General features: G+C 73.7%; 23 protein-coding genes. 11 read left to right on the top strand and 12 right to left on the bottom strand.

From position 1 onward, the window contains the following. Positions 1 to 7: 7 nt before the first annotated feature. The gene (locus G7Z13_RS08530) at positions 8 to 946 is read right to left on the bottom strand and encodes an endonuclease/exonuclease/phosphatase family protein (protein WP_165997489.1); all 939 of its coding nucleotides are present in this window, start codon (positions 944 to 946) and stop codon (positions 8 to 10) included. A gap of 138 nt (positions 947 to 1,084) precedes the next feature. Here G7Z13_RS08530 and G7Z13_RS08525 point away from each other — a divergent pair, with 138 nt between their 5' ends. After that, entirely contained in the window at positions 1,085 to 2,488 is a 1,404-nt protein-coding gene (locus tag G7Z13_RS08525) for an amidohydrolase (RefSeq protein WP_165997488.1), read from the top strand. 360 nt (positions 2,489 to 2,848) lie between these two features. Further along, positions 2,849 to 3,031, top strand: a complete 183-nt coding sequence (locus G7Z13_RS08520) for a hypothetical protein (RefSeq protein WP_165997487.1) — start codon at positions 2,849 to 2,851, stop codon at positions 3,029 to 3,031. 207 nt (positions 3,032 to 3,238) lie between these two features. Here G7Z13_RS08520 and G7Z13_RS08515 read toward each other — a convergent pair whose 3' ends face one another. Next, complete coding sequence (locus G7Z13_RS08515; RefSeq protein ID WP_165997486.1) at positions 3,239 to 3,667, bottom strand: hypothetical protein; 429 nt, start codon at positions 3,665 to 3,667, stop codon at positions 3,239 to 3,241. Continuing rightward, positions 3,664 to 4,422 carry an ATP-binding protein gene (locus G7Z13_RS08510; protein ID WP_206313032.1) on the bottom strand — a complete coding sequence of 253 codons (759 nt, stop codon included), beginning with the start codon at positions 4,420 to 4,422 and terminating at the stop codon, positions 3,664 to 3,666. Before G7Z13_RS08510 ends, G7Z13_RS08515 begins: the two co-directional genes overlap by 4 nt. Positions 4,423 to 4,692: 270 nt before the next feature. Here G7Z13_RS08510 and G7Z13_RS08505 point away from each other — a divergent pair, with 270 nt between their 5' ends. The 3 genes from G7Z13_RS08505 (at position 4,693) to G7Z13_RS08495 (ending at position 6,831) form a co-directional block, all read left to right on the top strand. Continuing rightward, entirely contained in the window at positions 4,693 to 5,553 is an 861-nt protein-coding gene (locus G7Z13_RS08505) for a helix-turn-helix transcriptional regulator (protein ID WP_165997485.1), read from the top strand. Further along, complete coding sequence (locus G7Z13_RS08500) at positions 5,553 to 5,828, top strand: DUF397 domain-containing protein (protein WP_043499903.1); 276 nt, start codon at positions 5,553 to 5,555, stop codon at positions 5,826 to 5,828. The genes G7Z13_RS08505 and G7Z13_RS08500 overlap by 1 nt, the downstream gene beginning before the upstream one ends. Positions 5,829 to 6,018: 190 nt before the next feature. Beyond that, positions 6,019 to 6,831 (top strand): SAM-dependent methyltransferase, encoded by an 813-nt coding sequence (locus tag G7Z13_RS08495; RefSeq protein WP_165997484.1) that lies wholly within the window; start codon positions 6,019 to 6,021, stop codon positions 6,829 to 6,831. A gap of 108 nt (positions 6,832 to 6,939) precedes the next feature. Here G7Z13_RS08495 and G7Z13_RS08490 read toward each other — a convergent pair whose 3' ends face one another. Next, a complete protein-coding gene (locus tag G7Z13_RS08490) occupies positions 6,940 to 8,421 on the bottom strand; it encodes a PLP-dependent aminotransferase family protein (RefSeq protein ID WP_165997483.1) in 1,482 nt (493 codons plus the stop codon). Positions 8,422 to 8,488: 67 nt separating this feature from the next. Here G7Z13_RS08490 and G7Z13_RS08485 point away from each other — a divergent pair, with 67 nt between their 5' ends. Then, the gene (locus G7Z13_RS08485) at positions 8,489 to 8,998 is read left to right on the top strand and encodes a carboxymuconolactone decarboxylase family protein (protein WP_166004770.1); all 510 of its coding nucleotides are present in this window, start codon (positions 8,489 to 8,491) and stop codon (positions 8,996 to 8,998) included. Positions 8,999 to 9,290: 292 nt separating this feature from the next. Here the strand turns inward: G7Z13_RS08485 and G7Z13_RS08480 are convergent, their stop codons facing one another. The 3 genes from G7Z13_RS08480 to G7Z13_RS08470 form a co-directional block, all read right to left on the bottom strand. Beyond that, on the bottom strand, positions 9,291 to 10,778 hold the full coding sequence (locus G7Z13_RS08480) for a glutamate synthase subunit beta (RefSeq protein WP_165997482.1): 1,488 nt from the start codon (positions 10,776 to 10,778) through the stop codon (positions 9,291 to 9,293). A gap of 196 nt (positions 10,779 to 10,974) precedes the next feature. After that, positions 10,975 to 11,454 carry an anthrone oxygenase family protein gene (locus tag G7Z13_RS08475; RefSeq protein ID WP_165997481.1) on the bottom strand — a complete coding sequence of 160 codons (480 nt, stop codon included), beginning with the start codon at positions 11,452 to 11,454 and terminating at the stop codon, positions 10,975 to 10,977. Between the two features lie 280 nt (positions 11,455 to 11,734). Further along, entirely contained in the window at positions 11,735 to 12,433 is a 699-nt protein-coding gene (locus G7Z13_RS08470) for a DUF2293 domain-containing protein (protein WP_165997480.1), read from the bottom strand. A gap of 180 nt (positions 12,434 to 12,613) precedes the next feature. Between G7Z13_RS08470 and G7Z13_RS08465 the strand changes: the two genes are divergently transcribed. Together G7Z13_RS08465 and G7Z13_RS08460 are read left to right on the top strand one after the other, a co-directional pair. Next, entirely contained in the window at positions 12,614 to 13,255 is a 642-nt protein-coding gene (locus tag G7Z13_RS08465; protein WP_206313031.1) for a uridine kinase, read from the top strand. Between the two features lie 152 nt (positions 13,256 to 13,407). Beyond that, positions 13,408 to 13,827 (top strand): CBS domain-containing protein, encoded by a 420-nt coding sequence (locus G7Z13_RS08460; protein WP_165997478.1) that lies wholly within the window; start codon positions 13,408 to 13,410, stop codon positions 13,825 to 13,827. A gap of 62 nt (positions 13,828 to 13,889) precedes the next feature. Here G7Z13_RS08460 and G7Z13_RS08455 read toward each other — a convergent pair whose 3' ends face one another. Continuing rightward, a complete protein-coding gene (locus G7Z13_RS08455) occupies positions 13,890 to 15,017 on the bottom strand; it encodes a magnesium and cobalt transport protein CorA (protein WP_165997477.1) in 1,128 nt (375 codons plus the stop codon). A 193-nt stretch (positions 15,018 to 15,210) separates the two neighbouring features. Between G7Z13_RS08455 and G7Z13_RS08450 the strand changes: the two genes are divergently transcribed. Beyond that, on the top strand, positions 15,211 to 16,005 hold the full coding sequence (locus G7Z13_RS08450; RefSeq protein ID WP_165997476.1) for a methyltransferase domain-containing protein: 795 nt from the start codon (positions 15,211 to 15,213) through the stop codon (positions 16,003 to 16,005). Between the two features lie 242 nt (positions 16,006 to 16,247). Here G7Z13_RS08450 and G7Z13_RS08445 read toward each other — a convergent pair whose 3' ends face one another. Together G7Z13_RS08445 and G7Z13_RS08440 are read right to left on the bottom strand one after the other, a co-directional pair. Continuing rightward, complete coding sequence (locus G7Z13_RS08445) at positions 16,248 to 17,189, bottom strand: PfkB family carbohydrate kinase (RefSeq protein WP_240926146.1); 942 nt, start codon at positions 17,187 to 17,189, stop codon at positions 16,248 to 16,250. Then, positions 17,186 to 18,106, bottom strand: a complete 921-nt coding sequence (locus G7Z13_RS08440) for a pseudouridine-5'-phosphate glycosidase (protein ID WP_240926145.1) — start codon at positions 18,104 to 18,106, stop codon at positions 17,186 to 17,188. The genes G7Z13_RS08445 and G7Z13_RS08440 overlap by 4 nt, the downstream gene beginning before the upstream one ends. A 99-nt stretch (positions 18,107 to 18,205) precedes the next feature. Here G7Z13_RS08440 and G7Z13_RS08435 point away from each other — a divergent pair, with 99 nt between their 5' ends. After that, positions 18,206 to 18,634, top strand: coding sequence for a VOC family protein (locus tag G7Z13_RS08435; RefSeq protein WP_165997474.1), 429 nt, complete (start codon positions 18,206 to 18,208; stop codon positions 18,632 to 18,634). Between the two features lie 17 nt (positions 18,635 to 18,651). Here the strand turns inward: G7Z13_RS08435 and G7Z13_RS08430 are convergent, their stop codons facing one another. Both G7Z13_RS08430 and G7Z13_RS08425 read right to left on the bottom strand, forming a co-directional pair. Continuing rightward, positions 18,652 to 19,215 carry a methylated-DNA--[protein]-cysteine S-methyltransferase gene (locus G7Z13_RS08430; protein WP_165997473.1) on the bottom strand — a complete coding sequence of 188 codons (564 nt, stop codon included), beginning with the start codon at positions 19,213 to 19,215 and terminating at the stop codon, positions 18,652 to 18,654. 151 nt (positions 19,216 to 19,366) lie between these two features. Continuing rightward, a complete protein-coding gene (locus G7Z13_RS08425; protein WP_165997472.1) occupies positions 19,367 to 20,242 on the bottom strand; it encodes a glycerophosphodiester phosphodiesterase family protein in 876 nt (291 codons plus the stop codon). 279 nt (positions 20,243 to 20,521) lie between these two features. On the opposite strand from G7Z13_RS08425, the gene G7Z13_RS08420 reads away from it, so the two are divergent. Next, positions 20,522 to 21,391 carry an MHYT domain-containing protein gene (locus tag G7Z13_RS08420; RefSeq protein ID WP_165997471.1) on the top strand — a complete coding sequence of 290 codons (870 nt, stop codon included), beginning with the start codon at positions 20,522 to 20,524 and terminating at the stop codon, positions 21,389 to 21,391. Positions 21,392 to 21,447: the final 56 nt, after the last annotated feature.

Here is a 21,447-nt window from a genome sequence, read left to right as displayed (position 1 = left end):
CGTGCTCCTAGTCGACCCGCACCCACACCGGCGCGTGGTCCGAGCCCGCAGCGTCCCGGCGGCCGGCCGGGTCCTCGCTCACCGAGGGCAGCCGGGGAGCGGTCTCGGCGGGCAGTCCGGTGCCCGCGACCGCGATCCGGCGGGCCAGGCGGTGGCTGACGAGGACGTGGTCGATCAGTTCCGGGCGTCCGGAGTTGATCCGCGAGTAGCGCTGTCCGGCCGGGATGAGCGGGGCCACGTTCCACAGCCGGGCCGCGTCTCCCCGGTCGGCCCGGTCGAACCCGGGCGTGCCGATCTCCGAGCCGGGCGGCCCGAGCAGGAGCTGGGTGGTCGCGGCCTGCACCTCGTCGTTCAGGTCGCCCAGCACCACCACGTCCCGTTCCCGGCCGTCGCCCGCCAGCAGCGTGTCGGCCAGCGCGCGCAGCGCCGCCGCCTCGCAGGCCCGGCGGTGCAGCGCGTAGACGCCGTAGCGGGCGCGTTCGCCCTCGTCGTGCGGGTGGAAACGGTTCACCGGGTACGACAGCAGCTTGGACTTCAGGTGCGCGACGGCGGCGCACACGCCCTCCGTCTCCACGGCCAGCAGGCCCCGCCCGGCCGCCTCGGCGGCCTGCCCCGTGTCGTCCGTCTGCACGGGGCGCAGCATGTCCGGGAAGGCCGTCGTGTCGGCCAGCAGGCGCAGGGGCGTACGGCTGAGAAAGCCGACGCGTATGCCCCGGCTGTCGGGATGGGTGGAGACCGCGGTGTGCCACTCGCCGTCCAGCATGCCGACCAGGTCGGTCAGCGCGACCGGCTCGCCGATCTCCTGCACCCCGAGCAGGTCCGGGTCCAGCTCGGTGACCACGGCGGCGAGGGAGGCGAGCTTGGTCTCGTACGCGGTCTGGTCGCGCGGGCCGAACAGCCCGCCGGGCCGGTAGAGGTTCTCCAGGTTCCAGGTGCCCACGAGCATGCCGGGCTCCTTTCGCAGAGCCGGGTGGCGGGTTGTGGTGAGGCCAGGGTGGCTGCCCGGGCCGCCCCGCGACAGGGGCCGGAACCGGATGCGCGATCCGGCTCACGTCGCGGTACCACCCCGCCGTACGTTGGCGTGATGACGACTTCTCCCGCCGACCTCATCATCACGGGATGCACCGCACTCGTGCATGTCGAAGGCCGGACCGACCACGAGCGGATCGCGTTCCGCGACGACACCGCGATCGTCGTGCGCGACGGCGTCATCACTGCCGTCACCGGCACCGCGCAGGTCACCGGGGTGCCGGCCGCCGAGCGCATCGACGCGCGCGGGCAGGTCGCGCTGCCCGGACTGATCAACTGCCACACGCACGCGCCGATGGCCGCGCTGCGCGGCGTCGCCGAGGACCTGCCCACCGAGGAGTGGTTCAACGACGTCGTCTGGCCCGTCGAGTCCAACCTCACCGCGCGGGACGTCGAACTCGGTGCCCGGCTGGCCTGCGCGGAGATGATCCGGGGCGGGGTGACCTGCTTCGCGGACCACTACTTCCGCATGGACACGGTCGCCGCCGTCGTCGCGGAGTGCGGCCTGCGCGCCCACCTGGGCCAGGTCTTCTTCTCGTCCCGGGGACCGCGGGGCCGGGAGGACTCGCTGGAGTTCGCGCTACGGCACCGGGGCGGCGCCGGCGGCCGGATCACCACCGCCCTCGCCCCGCACGCCCCCTACACGGTCGACGACGCCGACCTCGCCCACACCGCCCGGCTGGCCCACGAGCACGGACTGCCGGTGCACCTGCACGCCGCCGAGAACCGCGACCAGACCGAGGCAAGCCTCGCCCGGCACGGCGTCACCCCGATCGAGGTCCTGGAGCGCACCGGCCTCCTCGGCGCCGACGCGCCCGACGCGCCCGCCGCGCCCGACGCGCCCGTCGAGGTGCTGATCGCGCACGGCACCGGCATCACCGAACGGGACCTGCCCGTCCTGGAACGGGCCGCCGGGCGGGTCGCCGTCGCCACCGCACCGCGCGGGTACCTGAAATTCGCCTGGCCCACCACCACGCCGGTACGGGCCCTGCGCGCGGCCGGCGTTCCCGTGGGGCTCGCCACGGACGGCGCCGCCTCCAACAACTCCCTCGACGTGTGGGCATCCATGGCGCTCACCGCCCTCGTCCAGAAGTCCGCCGAGGGCGATCCGCGCTGGCTGACCTCCCGTCAGGCCCTGCACCACGCCACGCTCCAGAGCGCCCGCGCGGTGGGCCTCGACGGCGTCGTCGGCTCCCTCGCGCCGGGGCACCGCGCGGACATCGTCCTCGTCGATCTGACCGGCCCGCACACCCAGCCCGTCCACGACCTCGCCGCGACCCTGGTGCACAGCGCCCGCTCCTCCGACGTGCGCACCACGATCGTCGACGGCCGCGTCCTGATGCGCGACCGCGAGCTGCTGACCCTGGACGTGGCCTCCGTCGCACGGGAGTTGGGGGAGCGGCTGCCCGCGCTCCTCGACCGCGGACACGGCCGGCGGGTCCAGTGGTACGACACCTGACAGGAACGTATGTACGACATTCGGTGCGAGACGACGTACGGCCCGCGCCGGTGAGCGACGCACGACCCCCGCGCGACCCCCGGCCAGAAGCATCCTCTGCCCCCGCGATGGGTCAGCGTGGGAGAAACCGAAGGGGCCTGCGTCAGCCCCCGGGGCGCCTGTGGGCGATGACGCGATCCGATATCACGACGGGTGCGGGGGGTGACACGCCCAGTAGTCGAAACCACCCGTTTGCCGAGTCCTGCCTCACACACTGCGGTGAACGAGTGTCAACTAGGTCTCAGTCCCGTCACCGAACGAGGCGTTTATCTGTCGCCAGGCGTTAACTCATACAGGTACGACGCTTTCTGGAGGTGCAGGGTGAACGGGCGAATGGTGCTCGAGCGCTTTCCCGCCGGCGGTCCGCGCGGATCGTGGCCGGCCGAGGAGTTCGCACACGCGCGACGTCTGGAGGGCATGCCGGCGGAGGTCGTCATGGACCTCTCGACGGATACGTTCCTGGTGATCGTCCGCGAACCCGTCCCCGCGGAGGCGGCGGCGTGACCGCGCGGGGTGCGGCGACCGCGCTGCCGGGCGACCGCGCCGGGTGCGGCGACCGCGCTGCCGGATGACCGCGCGGGGTGCGACGAGCCCGTCACCACCGGGTGACCGCGTGAGCCCTCGGCCCCCTGGGGAGGGCCAGGTCGACTCGGTCGGCCCGAAGCGCACCTTCGCGTTCCCGCGTTGTCTGCCGGGGCAGGTGCTGCGGTGCTACGCGCTGACCACCTGCGACCACGTCGGCGTGGTGCCCGTGAGCCGGCACAGGGCGAGGTAGAGCGGGATCGGCGGGGTGTACGGAAGCTCGCCGTCCGGTTGGTGGATCAGGCGCGGGGCGTCCGCGGTGATCGCGCCGACCGCGTACCGCGCGGGCGCGGGCCACTCCAGGGCGTAGTCGGAGTCCGACGGGACGAGCCACCACCAGTGCGTGTCGTCGGCGTAGACGCATCCCACGCGGGGCAGCCGGGGCAGGACCTGTGGCCCGAAGCGGGCGGGCATCGCGACGGCGTCGCAGCCCAGCGGGGCGGTCATGCCGTCCGGGACGGACAGCGGGCGGGGCGAGCCCGGCGTGTGCAGGTCGCGCCGGAGGCGGACCAGCGTGTCCAGGCTGCGCACCCGCCCGCCGCCGGACGCGGGTGTCACACGCCCCCCCAGGCGTGGCCGCGTCCGAACGGGGGGACTCCCGGGTCCCCCGTTCGCCGGTATGGCGTGTGGCGCGCACGTGTGCGCTCCGGAGCGGCCGGGGTACGGCCGCGTCCCCCGGACGGCAGCAGATCCTGCGCCTCCGTCTCGTCCTCCTCGCCGGGGCCGCCGTCCGTACGGCCCGGCTTGGGTGGGGCGCCCCAGCCCAGGTCCGCGCGCGGGGCCTGTGCCTGGCGGGGCAGCTCGGCCCAGACGAGCAGACCGGGACCGTGTTCCTGGGCGCCCCAGGCATGGCTGAGGGCGTCGACGAGAAACAGTCCCCTCCCGTGCTCCTCGTCGGCCCGCTGCGGGGAGGGGCAGGGTTCACCCGGCGCGCACCCCTGGTCGCGCACGGCTATGCGCACCAGGTCGTCGCCGTCGTGCAGCTCGCACACGACGACGTCGCTCGCGGTGTGCACGATGGCGTTGGTGACCAGCTCGGACACCACCAGGGCGGCCGAGTCGCAGGTGTCCTCGCAGACCGACCAGTGGGTCAGCCGGGCCCGGGTGAGACGTCTGGCCTGCGCGGCGGAGCCCGGGTGTGCGGCCAGTTCGAAGCGGAACCGGCGCTCGGCGGCGCCCTGGGAGGGAACGGCTTCCTCGCCCGCTGCCGACCCGGTTGGTCGAACGGGGACATCGCCATCGCCACCGAGACCGAGAGGCCGGCCTGCGGCGGAGTCTGTTCCTAAGGGCGCGGACGGAATCACGCTTGCCACTATCTCCCCGGCGCGGACACTTGGCAAGCGTCACTCTGAAAATTGCAGAGTGCCGTATGACTCTCTGAACGGTCATGGCACACTGCTCGCAACAGCACGTCGCGCGGCGCCACTTGGGATCGCCGAGGGTCCGACCACCTGATTCCGGCTGTTTTCGGCCGTTTGAGGTGGGTTTCGGTCGGCCAGTCGAGGCCGGCCGGGACGGACCCTCGGGCGGGTCTTCGAATGGCGCCGCCGGGCTGTCCGGAAACCCTTGACTGGAGGTGGAGCGTGAGCGAGCCGCGGTCCGCACCGACGGTGGGCCAGGTCGTCCTCGGTCGGCGCCTGCTGGACCTGCGGGAACGCGCCGGGCTCAAGCGTGAGGACGCCGCTCGCGTCCTCCACGTCGCGCCCGCCACGGTCCGCCGCATGGAGACCGCCGAGGTCGCCCTCAAGATCCCGTACGTCCAGCTGCTCCTGAAGGCCTACGGCGTCCCCGAGGACGAGGCCGAGTCCTTCGTGCGACTTGTCGAGGAGGCCAACCAGCCCGGCTGGTGGCAGCGGTTTCACGACATCCTGCCCGGCTGGTTCTCGATGTACGTCAGCCTGGAGGGCGCCGCCAGCCTCATCCGCAGCTACGAACCGCACTTCGTCCCCGGCCTGCTCCAGACCGAGGACTACGCGCGCGGGGTCCTGACCTCCGGAGCCGTCGGCCAGACCCGGCCGGAGGACATCGAGCGGCATGTCGCCCTGCGGATGCAACGCCAGGAACTGCTCACCCGTCCCGACGCCCCGCGGCTGTGGATGGTGATGGACGAGACGGCCCTGCGCCGCCCGGTCGGCGGCCCGGAGGTGATGCGCGCGCAGATCGACAAGCTGCTCGAGGCCACGAACCTGCCCCATGTGACGTTGCAGGTCATCCCGTTCTCCACGGGGCCGCATCCGGGGACCTACGGGCCGTTCGTGCTGTTCCGGTTCGCCATGCCCGAACTCCCGGACATGGTCTACAGCGAGTACCTGACCGGCGCCGTCTACCTCGACGCGCGCGCCGAGGTGGCGACCCACCTGGAGGTCATGGACCGCATGGCGGCGCAGGCCGCCACGGCACAACGCACGAAGGAGATCCTGCGGGATCTCCGCAAGGAGCTGTAATGGATCGCATCACGTCCCAGCCCCAGCCGAGAGTCCGCGCGGAGCGGATCTACAACGGCATGCCCGCGCGGGAGCTGGGCAGCGAGGGCTGGCACAAGCCGTGGAGCGGTGGCAACGGGGGCAACTGCCTGGAGGCGATGAAGCTCGCCGACGGCCGGATCGCCGTCCGGCAGTCCACCGACCCCGACGGGCCGGCGCTGATCTACACCACCGACGAGATGACGGCGTTCATCGAGGGGGCCAAGGCGGGGGTGGCGGACTTCCTGCTGTCGTGAGCCGGCCCCGGTGGCCTGATTGCTTTTCAGCTTCTGTCTCCGTCTTCCGTCTTCTGTCTCTGGCTCTTCCTGCCTGTTTCTGTCTGTCTCTGCGTGACGTCTCAGCCCGACTCGCCCTCACGGACCGGTACGAAAACTTGACTACTCAGCGCGGCGCCCGGTGCGCCGCCGGACGCTTACGGAGTGCCGTATGACCGGGCAGGACCCTGCCGGTGCCATCCGGATCGACACCGCCAAGCCGCATCCCGCGCGGATGTACGACTGGTATCTCGGCGGCAAGGACAACTACCCCGTCGACGAGGAGATGGGCCGGCAGATGCTGGCCCTCGACCCGCGGGTGCCGGTGATGGCGCGCGTCAACCGCGCGTTCATGCACCGGGCCACCCGCTGGCTCGTCGGGCAGGGCGTACGGCAGTTCCTGGACGTCGGCTCCGGCATCCCGACCGAGCCGAACCTCCATCAGATCGCCCAGGGCATCGCACCCGACAGCCGGGTCGTCTACTGCGACAACGACCCGATCGTGCTCGCTCACGCGGCGGCCCTGCTGCGCGGTACCCCGGAGGGTGCCACCGAGTACCTCCAGGCGGACGTGCGCGATCCGGACGCCATCCTCGATGGCGCCAGGAAGGTCCTGGACTTCGGCCGGCCGGTGGCGCTCTGCCTGGTCGCGCTGCTGCACTTCGTCCCCGACGAGGACGGCGCGCACGACCTGGTGCGGCGCCTGCTGGCCGAACTGCCCTCCGGCAGCCACCTGGTGATCACCCACGCCACCGCCGACTTCACCCCGCAGGAGTCGGCCGCGGCGACCGCCAAGCTCAAGGCGGCGGGGGTGACGCTGGCGCTGCGCTCCCGCGCGGAGTTCACCCGCTTCTTCGACGGCCTCGACCTCGTCGAGCCCGGCGTCGCCGTGGTCAACGAGTGGCGACCGGAACTGGGTGAGCCGGTTCCGGGGGAGGAGGACGGGGTGATCCCGGGATACGGGGCGGTGGGGCGCAAGCCCTAGGAGACGGGTGCGGGTGCGGGCGTGAGCGCGGTCGGGGAGGGCCGCCGTGCACGGCCTGTGCCGGAGAAGGTGCCTGGACGCCCCTCCCGCGCCTCCGCCCCCGTCGCGTCAAGGCGGCGGCAGCACCCCGCACAGCGCGTCCAGCGCCGCGCCGTACGCGTGCTCCGACGGCGTCGCGTACCCCACGACCAGGCCGTCCGGCGCGGCCATCGGGGCCTCCGGGTGGCGGAACGCGGCCAGGCCGTCGAGGGCGATGCCCTGCCACGCGGCGGCCTTGACGGCGGACGGCTCGGTCCCCGGCGGCAGCCGCAGCACCGCGTGGAGCCCCGCCGCGACACCGGTGACCTCGATGTGCGGGGCCCGCTCGGCGAGCGCGGCGACGAGCCGGTCCCGGCGGCCGCGGTACCGCTGCCGCATCCGGCGCACATGACGGTCGTACGACCCGCAGGCGAGGAAGTCGGCGAGGCTCAGCTGGTCGAGCACGCTCGCCCAGCCCTCCCGCTCGCCCTTGGCCGCGAGGACCCCGTCGACGTACCGCTCCGGCAGCACCATCCAGCCCAGCCGCACCGCCGGCGACAGGCTCTTGCTGACCGAGCCGAGGTAGATCACCCGCTCCGGGTCCAGGCCCTGCACCGCGCCGACGGGCTTGCGGTCGTAGCGGAACTCCCCGTCGTAGTCGTCCTCCAGAACCACGCCCCCACGCGCGCGTGCCCAGTCGACGACGGCGGCCCGGCGGGTGGGGTGCAGCGGGCCGCCGGTCGGGAACTGGTGCGCGGGCGTGAGCAGAACGGCCCGCTCGCCCGCCAGCAGATCGGCCCGGGCGCCGTCCGCGTCCAGGGGCAACGGGACCGTGCGGACGCCTCCGGCGGACAGCAGACCGCGGTGGAAGCCGAGCCCGTACGACTCGACGGCCAGCGGGCCGCGCAGGACGGACGGGGCCCCGCTGTGGCCGTTCGGGTGGAACAGCAGCCGCAGCGCGTGAGCGAAACCCGAGCAGATCACGATCCGGTCCGGCTCGGTGCGTACCCCGCGTGCCCGTGCCAGGTACTCGGTCAGCGCTTCGCGCAGCTCCCGGCGCCCCGCCGGATCGCCGGGCCCGAACACCTCGTTGGGCGCCTGCTGGAGGGCCCTGCGGTAGGAGGCCAGCCAGGCCGCGCGGGGGAACGCCGACGCGTCCGGGGTGCCCTGGCTCAGGTCGTGCCGGGGCCCACGCGCGCGTGGAGGTGTTTTTCGGGGCACGCGCGGGGCGCGGTTCGCGGTGCCGGTCGCAGTGCGGTGCGTACTGCGGTTCGCGGTGCGGTTGAGGGGTTCGGCGCGTTCGGCGACCCGCGTGCCGGACCCCTGACGGGCGGTCAGCCAGCCCTCGGCGACGAGTTCCGCGTACGCGTCGGCCACCGTGTTCCGCGCCACGCCCAGGTCGGCGGCGAGCGAACGGTAGGGCGGCAGCCGGGTGCCCGGCGCGAGCCGGCCGCTGCGCACGGCCTCGCGCAGCGCGCGGATGAGCGCGGCCCGCCGCCCGCCCGGCCCCGACAGCTCCAGGTGCAGGTCGGCACCGATCCGCTCCGCCTGATTGACCCACGAATCAGCCATGGAAATGCACCCTACAGCCGGTCTTTGCGGACCGTAGCGTGAAGCCATGACGACGAAGGCGACACGGATGAACCCCACCGGCACCCCGACCCTCCCGGCCCTCCGGTCCCTGCCCGAGAAGCGCCCCCGCCTGGACTTCGCGCGGTCCGCCCCGAAGGCCTTCCGCGCCCTCGTCGGCTTCGACGCCGCCGCCCGCGCGGGGCTCGATCCGGCTCTGGTGGAACTGATCCAGATCCGCGCCTCCCACCTCAACCACTGCGCGTACTGCCTCCACATGCACACCGGTGACGCACGCCGGGCCGGCGAGAGCGAGGAGCGGCTGCACATGGTCGCCGTGTGGCGTGAGGCCCGGCACTTCTTCACCGAGCGCGAGCAGGCCGCCCTCGCCCTGACGGAGGCCGTCACCCTCGTCGCCGACCACGGTGTCCCCGACGAGGTCTACGCGGAGGCCGCCGCCCACTTCGACGAGGAGGAACTCGCCCAGGTCATCGCGCTCGTCCTCACCATCAACACGTGGAACCGGATCGCCCTGGCCACGGCCAGGACGGCGGGCACGGACGAACGCGGCCGCCGCTGAGCCGGGCGGCTCCGCGGGCGCTGGTCCCGGCGCCCGCGGCCGTCCCAGCCCGGTGGCGCGCTGCCCAGGAGCCGGGGCCGGGCGCGGCCTACGCCGCGCGCCGCCAGCCGGGCGGGGCCGGACGCCGGATGCAGGCACCCGGGCCGGGCGCCGCAGTCCGGGGCTGGGGCCGGGCGCCGGATACAGGCGCCGCGGCGGGGAGTCGGAGGCAGAGGCCGGTTCCAGGCGGCCGCCACCCGGACGCCCGCCCCAGGCGTCGGACTCCGCACGCCGGATCCGGGCCGCCCGCCGGCTACACGCTCATCGGCCGGTCGTACGGTCCGATCGGTGCCGGCAGCCGGGTGCTGCCCGTCAGGTGGCGGTCGACGGCCGCGGCCACCGCCCGTCCCTCCGCGATCGCCCACACGATCAGCGACTGCCCCCGGGCGGCGTCACCGGCCGCGAACACGCCGGGCACATTGGTCGCGAAGCCCTCGTCCCGCGCGATGGTGCCGCGGGGGTCGAGGGCCAGGCCCAGCTGATCGACGATCCCGTCCTCCCGGTCCGGCCCCGAAAAGCCGAGCGCGAGCAGCACCAGGTCGGCGGGGAGCGTCCGGACGGCCCCCGGCAGCGGGCGGCGCCGCTCGTCCACCTCGACCAAATGCAGCGCGCGCACCCGCCCCTCCGCGTCGCCCGTCAGGCGCAGCGTCGACGCGGCGAACAGCCGGGCGTCGGCGTCGGCCGCCGGCGCCGTCCGCAGCGCGGCGGCCTCCTCGTGCGCGGCGGACAGCCGGTAGACGCGCGGGTACGTGGGCCAGGGCTCGGTGTCCTCGTCCCGCTCGGTGCCCGGCTGCGCGTAGATGTCCAGCTGGGTCACGGACGCGGCGCCGTCCCGCACGGCGGTGCCCAGACAGTCGGCCCCCGTGTCCCCGCCGCCGACGATCACCACGTGCTTCCCGGCGGCGGACAGCGGGGACGTCTCCAGATCGCCCGCGCACACCCGGTTGGCCAGCGGCAGGTACTCCATCGCCTGGTGCACCCCGGCCAGCTCCCGCCCCGGCACCGGCAGCTCCCGCCAGGCCGTGGCCCCGGTGGCGATCACCACCGCGTCGTAGCGGGCCCGCAGCCCGGCCGCGTCGACGTCCCGCCCGACCGCCGTCGAGGTACGGAACCTCGTCCCCTCGGCCCGCATCTGCTCCAGCCGCCGCTCCAGATGGTGCTTCTCCATCTTGAACTCGGGGATGCCGTACCGCATCAGGCCGCCGAGCCGGTCGTCCTTCTCGTACACCGCGACCGTGTGCCCCGCCCGGGTCAGCTGCTGGGCGGCGGCCAGGCCGGTGGGGCCGGAGCCGATGACCGCCACCGTCCGCCCGGACAGCCGGTCCGGCGGGCACGGCGGCGCCCACCCCTCCTCCCAGGCGCGGTCCGCGATCGCGCACTCCACGTTCTTGATGGTCACGGCCGGCTGGTTGATCGCGAGCACACACCCCGCCTCGCACGGCGCCGGACACAACCGGCCGGTGTACTCCGGGAAGTTGTTCGTCGCGTGCAGCCGGTCCGCCGCCGAGCGCCAGTCGTCCCGCGCGACCAGGTCGTTCCACTCCGGGATCAGGTTCCCCAGCGGACAGGCGTGGTGGCAGAACGGGACACCGCAGTCCATGCACCGGTCCGCCTGCCCGCCGATGATGGGCAGCAGCGCTCCCGGAACGTACACCTCGTGCCAGTCCCGCACCCGTTCCCCGACGGGCCGGCGGGGCCACTCCTCGCGGGGCGTGGTCATGAATCCCTTGGGATCGGCCATGGCCGGCTCCCCAGCTTCCCGGCGTACGTCCTCGCGCACGCGTGCGGCGGCCGTGCGTCCTCGCCGGCACTTTTCGGACACGGACACGATACGTCCGCTTTGCCGCCCTCGCAGGAACTCGGACGCACGGGCCGTCGAACCGTCGAACCGTCGGGCTGTGGGGCTGTGGGGTTGTCGGGCCGTCGCGGTGCGTCCGTCAGGTCAGGGCGAGGACGTAGGCGAGTGCGGCGGCGGCCGAGGCGACGGCGCGGACGTGGTTCCACGCCGTCCACTCCCGCACGTACGACGACCAGTACGCGGCGGCCTCCGCCGTACCCGGTGCCAGCCGCGCCAGCGCGTCGTTGCGCGGCACGTTCGCCACCACGGTGACCCCGAACGAGCCGACCAGATACGACCCGCTGCCCAGCAGCAGCTCCACCGCCCCCTCGTCCGGCCACACGACGAACGTCACGACCGCCGTCACCGCGCACAGCACCGCCGAGCCGAGGAAGACGGCCATGAAGGCCGGCCGCACGGCCGCCACGTTCACCGCCCGCATCGCGGCGGCCCCCTGTGCGGGCGGCAGCGCGGCCAGCCCGCGCATCACGAACGTGGAGAACGCGCAGAAGACACCGGCCACCAGGCCGGTCCCGAGCACCCCCAGCACCACCAGCAGGAAGTACGGCCCTTCGATCATGTCGCCCTCATCTCCCCTCGCCGACTGCCGGCCGCGTGGTGCCGCCTCCGCTGTCCCGGCCAGTCAATCCCGCCCCGGCCGCCCGCGACCATGCCCGAACGCCGCACGCGCATAAGCGAACGTCCAGCCGGGTGTCCGTGAGCGATCGGCCGGCCCACGTGGTCATCAGAGATGGACCGGGGACGTGCCTCCCCTGACTGAGCCGGTGTCCAGTGCCGTGCCGTGCCGTGCCGGGCCCCCGCCCCCTCCCCTCCGCCCCGCCCCGCCCTGTCGCTTCGCGTCACCCGGCCGACTCGGTCTCCGCCTCCCGCCACGCCCGCAGCACCGTCTCCACAGCCGCCGCGATCCGCTGCCGCGCCTCGTGCCGGGGCACCCCGCTCATGAGGAGCCGGTCGTACGGTGTGTCCACATGCCGTACGGAGGCCACGACCGCCGAGGTCACCGCACCCTCGGACAGGGCCCGTCCCGCCGCGCTGCGCCCCACCCGCCCGCTGCCCCGCACCGAGGCGTGGACGGCGATCTCCCGCGCCCGCTCCGCCGGACACCCGGGGAAGAGCCGCCGTATCGCGGTGGCGAACGCCTCGGTGAACCGCGCGTCCTGCTCCGCGCGCCGCCGCGCGTCCCGCATCCGTCGGCGGCGCCGCGCCTCCGCGTCCGCCATGCAGCGCCGCTCGGCGCGGGCGAGCCCCGCCGCCTCCACCAGGACGCCCTGCCGCTCGTAGCGCCCCTTGCGCCGGTGGAACCGTACGACCACCACCGACAGCCCGCTCTCCTCCCGTGCCCGGCGGGTCAGCGCCGTGTCGCCGCGCGGCAGGAACACCAGATGCCCGAGGTCGGCGCAGTCCAGACAGCGCGGCACCCCGTCCTCCAGGACGAGCATCGGCAGCGGGCCGCGCCGGCACGCGGCACACCGCTTGCGCCTGAGTGGCTGGACGGCGAGAAGTCCCGCACCGGCCGGGGGAGTTGCGGGTACGGCCATACCCGGTTCATGCCCTCGGCCCTCCGGTGCCTATCCGCGGCCTGCGCCGGCACCCCCTCCCCGCCCGGCTCCCCGCCCCCTTCCCCGCCCGGATGCGCGCGGAGCGCGACGGGGCGGTCGACCGGGCGTTGCCCGCCGGGCGTTGCCCACCCAGGCCCGCCGACCGCGCGCTGGCGCATCATGGGCGGTGTGCGACTCGAACCGATCACCTGGGACCGGCTCGGCGATCTGCTGGCCGAGCGGCTGCTGGACCTGAAGCCGGGCGACGGCGGCGCCTGGCCGCGCGTCGCCATCGACGGCGCCCCGGCGGCCCGGCCCGGGGACCTCGCAGACCGGATCCACGAGGCGCTGCGGCTGCGCGGCCGGCCCTCCCTGGTCGTGAGCACGGAGGGGTTTCTGCGTCCCGCCTCGCTCCGGCTGGAGCACGGCCACCGGGACGTGGACACCTACTACGACGGCTGGTTCGACACCGGCGCCCTGTGGCGCGAGGTCTTCGGCCCCCTGGAACCCGGCGGCGACGGCCGTGTCCTGCCCGACCTGTGGGACCCGGTCACCGACCGCGCCACCCGCAGCCCCTACGTCCGACTCCCGCCGGGCGGCGTGCTGTTGCTGCACGGACCCCTCCTCCTTCGGCACTGGTTCCCCTTCGACCTGACCGTCCATCTCCTCCTCTCACCGGGCGCCCTGCGCCGCCGCACCCCCGAGGCCGACCACTGGACCCTCCCCGCCTTCGAGCGCTACGAGGAGGAGACCGACCCGGCCGGCACGGCCGACGTACTGGTGCGCACGGACGACCCGCGCCGCCCGGCCTGGCGGGGCTGAACGGCGAGACCTGGTCCCGGCCCTGGTCCCGGGGCCCTCGTCCCGGGGCTCTTCTCCGGGTGCGGGTGCCGGTCCGCGCGGTCAGAATGAAGAGCGCCGGGACCAGCGGTGCCCCCGCGCCGCGCCGGCCGTCCGGCACCGGGAGGTACCTCATGACCACTGCCGGAGACATCATGCACCGCGGTGCCCAGTGGATCCCCGCCCACGAGACCCTGGACCGCGCCGCCCAGCTGACGCGCGAACTCGGCGTCGGCGCCCTGCCCATCAGCGACGAGAACGAACGCCTCTGCGGCATCCTCACCGACCGTGACATCGTCGTCGGCTGCGTGGCGGTGGGCCACGACCCGGCCAGGGTCACCGCGGGCGAGATGGCCCAGGGCACGCCACGCTGGATCGAGGCGGACGCCGACATCAGCGAGGTGCTGCGGGAGATGGAGGACCACCAGATCCGCCGGCTGCCCGTCATCGACAACAAGCGCCTCGTCGGCATGATCAGCGAGGCCGACCTGGTCCGCCATCTGCCGGACGACCAGATCGCGGAGTGGACCGAGCGGGTCTACGCGAGGAACTGACCGCCGCGCCGATCGCGCTGCCGCGGCGACCGGCGACGGGCGACCGCCCGCAGTTCCCGCGCTCAGAGCCAGCCGTTGCGCCGGAAGCCGCGGTACAGCGTCAGACACGCCAGCGATATGACACCGATGACCATGCCGTAGCCGTACCGCCAGTGCAGTTCCGGCATGTGGTCGAAGTTCATGCCGTACATGCCGCACACCATCGTCGGCACGGCGACGATCGCCGCCCACGCCGTGATCTTCCGCATGTCCTCGTTCTGCGCGACCGTGACCTGCGCGAGGTGCGCCTGGAGGATCGAGTTGAGCAGTTCGTCGAAGGCGGCGATCTGCTCGGCGGCGCGCAGCTGGTGGTCGGCGACGTCGCGGAAGTACGCCTGTATCTCCGGGTCCACCACCCGTATCGGCAGGCCGGCCAGGTCCTGCAGCGGCCGGCCCAGCGGGACCACGGCCCGCTTCAGCTCCAGCAGCTCCCGCTTGAGCTGGTACATACGACCGGGATCGGCGCGCGCCCCGTGCTCCGCGAAGACGTCCGTCTCGACCTGGTCGATGTCCTCCTGCACCGCCTCGATGACGTGGAGATAGTCGTCGACGACGTTGTCCGCGATCGCGTGCAGCACCGCCGAGGGGCCCTTGGAGAGCTGGTCGGGCCGGGACTCCAGATCCTCGCGCAGGGGACCCAGCGAGCCGTGCCGGCCATGGCGCACGGTGATCACGAAGTCCTCGCCGACGAACACCATGATCTCGCCGGTGTCCACGACCTCGCTGGTGGCCGTCAGCTTCTCGTGCTCCACGTAGCAGACCGTCTTGAACACGGCGAACAGCGTCTCGTCGTACCGCTCCATCTTCGGGCGCTGATGCGCCTCGATCGCGTCCTCCACCGCGAGCGGATGCAGGTCGAACAGCTCGGCGACGCCGGCGAACTCCTCGTCCGTCGGCTCGTGCAGGCCGAGCCAGACGAAACCGTGACCGCCCTTGCGGACCCGCCCCACCGCGTCGTCCAGGTCGCCGCCCAGAGGGACCCGGACGCCGCCCTCGTACGCCACGCAGTTGACGACCGAGGAGCCCAGCGGGGAGCGGGCGGGGTGGCTCAGGTCGACGCGCGGGCGCCGCCGGGCCAGCCGTGCCACTCTGCGGAGACCGCCGACCCTGCCGAGGCTCGTCACCTTCCGCAGATTCCCTGCCATGGACATCCGGATCTCCTTGCGTGGACCCTCACGTCGCGTTTCCGCGCTTTCGCGCCAGTGTGCCAGGGTCGCGAGCAGGGCGGGGAAGCCTGGGGAAGGCATGGGTTCCGTTGTGTTCCGGCCTGTGGACAACGGGACTTCGGGTACCGCCGGAGCGTCGCCCACTCCCGGCAAGTCTGACAAATGGGATGATCGCGGCATGACGCTGACCGACGGTAATCTCCTTCCACACCAGCTATCCGGAGCGACGGAGCGCTCGGCCGCGCTCGCCGTCCTGTTCGACCCCACGACGTTCCGGCACCTCGAAGGGTTCGGCGTCGGACCCGGCTGGCGCTGCTGGGAGGTGGGCGCGGGCGGCGCGACCGTCGTCTCCTGGCTCGCCAAGAGGGTCGGCCCCACCGGCAGGGTCGTCGCCACCGACGTCGACACCTCCTGGAGCATCGGGGCCGCCCGTCCTCCGGTGGAGGTGCGCGTCCACGACGTGAGCGCCGACGAGCCGCCGGGGGAGGGCTTCGACCTCGTGCACGCCCGGCTGGTGCTCGCCCGGGTGCCCGACTGCACACGCGCGTTGCGGTCGATGGCCAAGGCCCTGCGCCCCGGCGGACGGCTCCTCGTCGAGGACGTCGACCTCGCCCTGCAACCGCTGGTCTGCCCCGACGAGCACGGCCCCGCGCAGCAACTGGCCAACCGGCTGCGGCACGCGCTGCGCCAGCTCCTCGCCGCCCGCGGAGCCGATCTCGCCTTCGGGCGCGCCCTGCCGCGGCTGCTCCGCGCGGCCGGGCTGCGGCGGGTAGAGGCCGACGCCTACTTCCCCGTCACCGCGCCGGCCTGTGCCGTCCTGGAGTCCGCGACGATCCGTCAGGTCCGCGACGACCTGATCGCCGCCGGCCTCGCCACCGCCGAGGAGATCGACCGCCACCTCGTCAACATCGCCTCCGGCACACTGGACCTGGCCGGCCCGCCGATGATCTCGGCGTGGGGCCGCAGGGCGTAGGGGCGGGGTCCGCTCCCGCTTACGACGTCCCGATCCGCTTGCCATGCCCGAACCGCTCACGCCGCCCGAACCGCTGGCGGCGCCCGTACCACTCGCACGACCCACACCCCTCCGCCCCGCACACCCATGGAAGCGCACGAGTCGCGCCCGCCCTCCCTGCCCGCTCGCGAGCCACGGGAACCGCTCCCGCCCGCACCACCAGGAGCCCATGTGTACCGCGCCCGCCCCGGCGCCACACCCCCTCAGCCCATCCCCGGCGGCCTGCCCCCCACCCGCTCCACCGCCCGCGCCCCCGCCGCGCAGCCCGCCCGTGCCGCCTCCTCGGGCTCCGCCCCCGCGAGCAGCGCGGCGAGGAACGCGCCCGTGAACGCGTCCCCGGCGCCGGTCGTGTCACGAGGCGTCGCCGGTACGGCGGGGACCCGCGCGGTCACCGTTCCGGACCGCGCCACCAGCGCGCCCTCGGCGCCCTGCTTGACCACCACCAGCGGAATCCGCCGGCTCAGCTCGGCCGCGGCGGCCACCGCGTCGCGCGAACCGGTGAGCAGCCGGGCCTCGTCCCGGCTGGGCAGCAGCACGTCGATCCCGTCGACGAGCGACAGGAAGCGCTCCGCGCCCAGCTCCGCCAGGAAACCCGCGGAGGCCGGATCGAGGCTCACCGGCACCCCACGCGCGCGTGCCGCCGCCAGGGCCGTCGCCACCAGCGCCCGGCTCGGCGCGGAGAACAGCAGGTAGCCCGACAGGTGCAGCCGTACGACACCGTCGAGCAGCGCGTCCGACCAGTCACCGGGGTCCAGCCGCAGGGACGCCCCGCTGTCCGTCAGGAACGTCCGCTCGGCCGCCGCGTCCGTGTCGACGAGGCAGATCACCGTGCCCGTGGGCGCCTCCGGATCGACGACCAGCCGCGCGGACACCCCGCAGGCCACCAGCTCCCGCTCGTGCCAGGCGGCCGCGTCCGCCCCCACCCGGCCCAGCAGCCGCACCTCCGCACTGCCCGAACGCGCCGCCCAGCAGGCCACGTTGGCGCCCGCCCCGCCGGGCACGGTGCGCACCACGGCCGCCGTGTCCGTACCGGGCGCCAGGGGACCGCTGTGCCGGGCGACCACATCGGTGACGACGTCCCCGACGACGAGCAGCGCGCCCGCACCGGGGGACCCCGCCCCCGCCGTGCCGTCCGCCCCCGTCACGCCCCGGCCCAGGCCGCCGCGATCCGCGCCGCCAGCCGTACGTTGCCCCGCACCGCCGCCAGGTTGGCGCTCAGCGAGGCCCCGTCCGTGTGCCGCACCAGGTAGTCGAGCAGGAACGGCGTGACCGCCTGACCGGTGACGCCCTGCTCCTCGCAGGCGCGCAGCGCGTCGGCGAGCACGCGCGCGTGCAGCCCCGGATCCAGCTGTTCGGCCTCGGGCACCGGATTGGCCACGATCAGCGCCGACTCCGGCAGCGCGAGCGCGTCCTGCGCCCGCATCACCCGCGCCACCTGCTGCGGACTGTCCAGCGTCCAGTCCACCGGATGCCCCGAGTCCGACAGATAGAAGCCGGGGAACCGGTCCGTGCCGTATCCGGCCACCGCCACGCCCAGCGTCTCCAGCCGCTGCAACGTGGCCGGCACGTCCAGGATCGACTTCACCCCCGCGCACACCACCGTGATCCGGGTGCGCGCCAGCAGGCCCAGGTCGGCCGACTCGTCCTGCGTCACCGTCCACTGCCGGTGCACCCCGCCGAGCCCCCCGGTGGCGAACACCCGCAGGCCGGCCCGGGCCGCGAGCAGCGCCGTCGCCGAGACGGTCGTCGCCCCACTCGCCCCGCGGGCCGCGGCGAGCGCCAGATCACGGTGGCCCAGCTTGCGGATCCCGTCCCCGCCCGCGATCCGCTCCAGCTGCTCTTTGTCCAGGCCGACGTGCGGCCGGCCGTCCAGGACGGCGACGGTCGCGGGAACGGCTCCCTCCTGCCGTACCGCCTCCTCCAGCTCCCGCGCCACGCGCAGATTGCGGGGGCGCGGCAGCCCGTGCGCGATGATCGTGGACTCCAGGGCCACCACAGGGCGACGCGCGGCGAGCGCCTCGCGCACCTCTTCCGACACGACCAGCTCCGGCACCTGCGTCACGCGACCGCCTCCCGTCCGTCGGTTCTCCCTCATCTCTGGCGGGCGGCGTGTCCTCTCAAACGCTTGCGGCCTGTGGGGGACACCACCACCCTGGGGCGCATGACCGACAACGCGACACGTCTCGACCATGTCGTCCTCTGGGTGCGCGACCCGGTCGCCTCGGCGACGTTCTACGAGACGGCGGTGGGCCTCACCCCGCTGCGGCTCACCGACTTCGTCGCGGGACAGGTCTCCTTCCCTTCCGTCCGGGTGAACGAGGAGACGATCCTCGACCTGGCCCCGCTGACCATGGCCGAGCGCATGACCATGCTCCCCGGCGCCCCCGAGAGCGCCGGCCACCCGGTCAACCACGTGTGCCTGTCCCTGCCGCCGGACGCCTTCGACGCCCTCCTCGCACGCCTGCGCGCACACGAGGTGCCCGTGTCGGAGATCTCCCACGACTCCTACGGCGCACGCGGCCCGGCCAGGCGCAGCTTCTCCTTCCGCGACCCCGACGGCAACGTCCTCGAGGCCCGTCACTACACGTGAGACCTCCGGCGGACGTCTCAGAACAGCGGCTCGGGCAGCACGCCCTCCAGCGCCAGCAGCTTCCGCTTGGCCTCCAGACCGCCGCCGAACCCGCCGATCCCGCCGTCGCGCTCGACGACCCGGTGGCAGGGCACGACGACCGGCAGCGGATTGGCGCCCATCGCGGCCCCCACCGCCTGGGCCGCGCCGGGCTGACCCACCCGGTCCGCCAGATCGCCGTAGCCCACCACCGAGCCGTACGGCACGCCGGCGGCCAGTTCGCGCAGCACCTGGCGGTTGAAGCCGGAGATCAGCGACCAGTCCAGCGGCAGGTCGAAGTCCCGCAGGGCGCCCCGGAAGTAGGCCTCCACCTGGCGTATCGCCTCGGCCAGGAGTGGGGAGCCGGGCGCGTGGACGGGCTCGGTCCCCAGCCGGGACGCGAGCCGTTCCAGCGCCTTGTCCCGCACGGCGTCCGTGGCGTGGAACACCACGTTGACCAGACCGTCACCGGTCGCGGCCAGCAGCAGCGGACCGATGCCGGTGCCGACCACGGCCCACACCACACCCACGTCCTGCCGCCCGTCCCGCCCGTCGCTGTTCATGCGACCCACCGTACGACCCGCCACTGACAACGCCCGCCCGCCAGTCCTCCGTCCATCCCCACCCGCCGGCCCTTCGTCCTTCCCCGCTGCCGGCCCGCCGTCCCTGCCCGTCCGCCGGCCCGCCGTCATTCCCCGCCCGCCGGCCCGCGCGTCACTCCCCGTCCAGCGCCTCCCGCACCACGTCGGGCCGGTTGGTGATGATGCCGTCCACCCCGTACGCGGCGACCGTCCGCGCGGTGTCCGCCGAGTCCACGGTCCAGGTGGACACCTGCAGCGCCCGGCCGTGCGCCCCGGTGAAGGCGTGCACCGAGGCGACGTAACCGGTGGACAGGGCGCCGTACGGCGGGTTGACCTGGTCCACGAACGTCGCGTACCCGGGAAGCTCCACGATGGGCGGTGCCCCCAGGAACCCCGTCCGTACGGCGGGACGCAGCTCGTGGACGGTCCGGATGCTGTCCGCGCTGAAGCTCTGCACGACCAGGCGCCCCGTCACATGGCCCCGGTCGAGCCAGCCCTCGTTGGCCAGCACCTTCAGGGTGTCCCGCTCGATGCCCGGATACAGCTCCGGCTTCTTGATCTCCAGGAGCAGCTTCTGGTGGTGCGACTCGACGCGGCGCAGATACTGCTTCAGGGTCGGTACGCGCGCGCCCGCGTACGCGGGGCCGAACCAGCTCCCCGCGTCCAGGCGGGCGATCTCGGCGGCGGTGAAGTCGCCGACCTTCCAGGGAGCCCGGTCGGGGAAGACCGTCTCGACGTCGGTGGTGCGCTGCAGACTGTCGTCGTGGATCACCACGAGTTCGCCGTCCCTGGTGCGCTGGACGTCGTTCTCGACCCACTCGATGCCCAGCTCGGCCGCCTTGTCGACGGCGGCCAGGGTGTTCTCCGGCGCGTGGCCGGAGGCGCCCCGGTGGGCGATCACGACGGGCCGCTGCGCCGCGGCCTCGGCCCGTGCGTGGGGGACCGGGAACAGCAGCGCGGCGGTCCCCAGGAGCGCGGTGGTCGTGGCGGTGGCTGCGCGCGGGTGCATGCGTACTCCTCGCGTCGAGCGGTCACGGACAGCTCAACTGTGACAGCACAGGGTCAACACGAGGCGAGTGCGGGATGACCACCGATGGAATGGTGTTGCCGAACCCCCGTCACCTGGGCCGCACAAGTGGGGCGAGGCCGTGTTTCTTTGCCGGAAAGTCGTTCGACCATTCCGGTGGGAGTCATACTTTCTGCCTCGACCCTGACCGCTTGGGCGGTTCTGGGAGGGGGCGCATTTCAGGGACTTCCGGGATGGAAGAGGGCGGAAGGGCAGCCGCGCATGCAAGGCACGGTCGACGGATTCAGCTATGGCCTCGTCACCCCGCTGGTGGCCTATCTCATGGCCTGCCTCGGCGGTGCCCTCGGCCTGCGGTGCACCACCAGATCCATGCTCGTGGCCGGATCGTGGCGCTCCGGCTGGCTCGCCCTCGGCTCGGCGGCCATCGGCTCCGGCATCTGGACCATGCACTTCGTGGCGATGATGGGGTTCACGGTCGAGGAGGCGCCGATCCACTACGACAAGCCGATCACGTACGCCAGCCTGGGCGTCGCCATCGTCATGGTCGGCATCGGGATCTTCATCGTCGGCTACCGCGGCGCCACCGGAACCGCCCTGTTCACCGGCGGCACCATCACGGGCCTGGGGATCGCCTCGATGCACTACCTGGGCATGGCCGGGATGCGGCTGAACGGGCAGCTGGAGTACAACACCCTCACCGTCGCCGCGTCCGTCGTCATAGCGATGGCCGCCGCCACGGCGGCCCTCTGGGCGGCCGGACAGGTCCGGGGGTTCCTGTGGAGCATCGGCGCCAGCCTCGTCATGGGCCTCGCCGTCAGCGGCATGCACTACACCGGCATGGCCGCCCTCAGCGTGCACCTGCACGGAGGCACCGGCGGACCGGCCACGGGCGACTCGCCCGCCACCCTGCTCGCCCCCATGCTGATCGGCCCGCTGGCCTTCCTGTGCCTCGCGGGCGTCGTCGTGCTGTTCGACCCGCTGATGGTCATGGGCAAGCCCGACTGGCCCCGCCCGGAGAACAAGCCGGGCGTCCCGGCCCACGTCCCCGTCCACCACCAGGGCGGCCGCTTCCCGCTGAGCGCCCGCCGCCGCCCGACCGGCCGCCGCACCCGCACCCCGCAGGGCCACTGAGCCGGAGAACCGCTGATCAGAGCCGGTTGTCAGTGCGGGGTCGTACGGTGGATGAC

The organism is Streptomyces sp. JB150, assembly GCF_011193355.1.
Taxonomy (GTDB): Bacteria; Actinomycetota; Actinomycetes; order Streptomycetales; family Streptomycetaceae; genus Streptomyces.
The sequence above is the reverse complement of the archived record's forward strand: the minus strand, read 5'-3'. Positions and strand labels throughout refer to the sequence as shown.

Bases quoted from the DNA above. Each gene is read 5' to 3' on its own strand.
- G7Z13_RS08460 (WP_165997478.1), top strand. From the start codon at position 13,408: ATGACCACTGCCGGAGACATCATGCACCGCGGTGCCCAGTGGATCCCC.
- G7Z13_RS08500 (WP_043499903.1), top strand. From the start codon at position 5,553: ATGGATCGCATCACGTCCCAGCCCCAGCCGAGAGTCCGCGCGGAGCGG.
- G7Z13_RS08470 (WP_165997480.1), bottom strand. From the start codon at position 12,433: ATGGCCGTACCCGCAACTCCCCCGGCCGGTGCGGGACTTCTCGCCGTC.
- G7Z13_RS08495 (WP_165997484.1), top strand. From the start codon at position 6,019: ATGACCGGGCAGGACCCTGCCGGTGCCATCCGGATCGACACCGCCAAG.
- G7Z13_RS08525 (WP_165997488.1), top strand. From the start codon at position 1,085: ATGACGACTTCTCCCGCCGACCTCATCATCACGGGATGCACCGCACTC.
- G7Z13_RS08475 (WP_165997481.1), bottom strand. From the start codon at position 11,454: ATGATCGAAGGGCCGTACTTCCTGCTGGTGGTGCTGGGGGTGCTCGGG.
- G7Z13_RS08530 (WP_165997489.1), bottom strand. From the start codon at position 946: ATGCTCGTGGGCACCTGGAACCTGGAGAACCTCTACCGGCCCGGCGGG.
- G7Z13_RS08485 (WP_166004770.1), top strand. From the start codon at position 8,489: ATGAACCCCACCGGCACCCCGACCCTCCCGGCCCTCCGGTCCCTGCCC.
- G7Z13_RS08450 (WP_165997476.1), top strand. From the start codon at position 15,211: ATGACGCTGACCGACGGTAATCTCCTTCCACACCAGCTATCCGGAGCG.
- G7Z13_RS08465 (WP_206313031.1), top strand. From the start codon at position 12,614: ATGGGCGGTGTGCGACTCGAACCGATCACCTGGGACCGGCTCGGCGAT.
- G7Z13_RS08490 (WP_165997483.1), bottom strand. From the start codon at position 8,421: ATGGCTGATTCGTGGGTCAATCAGGCGGAGCGGATCGGTGCCGACCTG.
- G7Z13_RS08480 (WP_165997482.1), bottom strand. From the start codon at position 10,778: ATGGCCGATCCCAAGGGATTCATGACCACGCCCCGCGAGGAGTGGCCC.
- G7Z13_RS08425 (WP_165997472.1), bottom strand. From the start codon at position 20,242: ATGCACCCGCGCGCAGCCACCGCCACGACCACCGCGCTCCTGGGGACC.
- G7Z13_RS08435 (WP_165997474.1), top strand. From the start codon at position 18,206: ATGACCGACAACGCGACACGTCTCGACCATGTCGTCCTCTGGGTGCGC.
- G7Z13_RS08455 (WP_165997477.1), bottom strand. From the start codon at position 15,017: ATGTCCATGGCAGGGAATCTGCGGAAGGTGACGAGCCTCGGCAGGGTC.
- G7Z13_RS08420 (WP_165997471.1), top strand. From the start codon at position 20,522: ATGCAAGGCACGGTCGACGGATTCAGCTATGGCCTCGTCACCCCGCTG.
- G7Z13_RS08430 (WP_165997473.1), bottom strand. From the start codon at position 19,215: ATGAACAGCGACGGGCGGGACGGGCGGCAGGACGTGGGTGTGGTGTGG.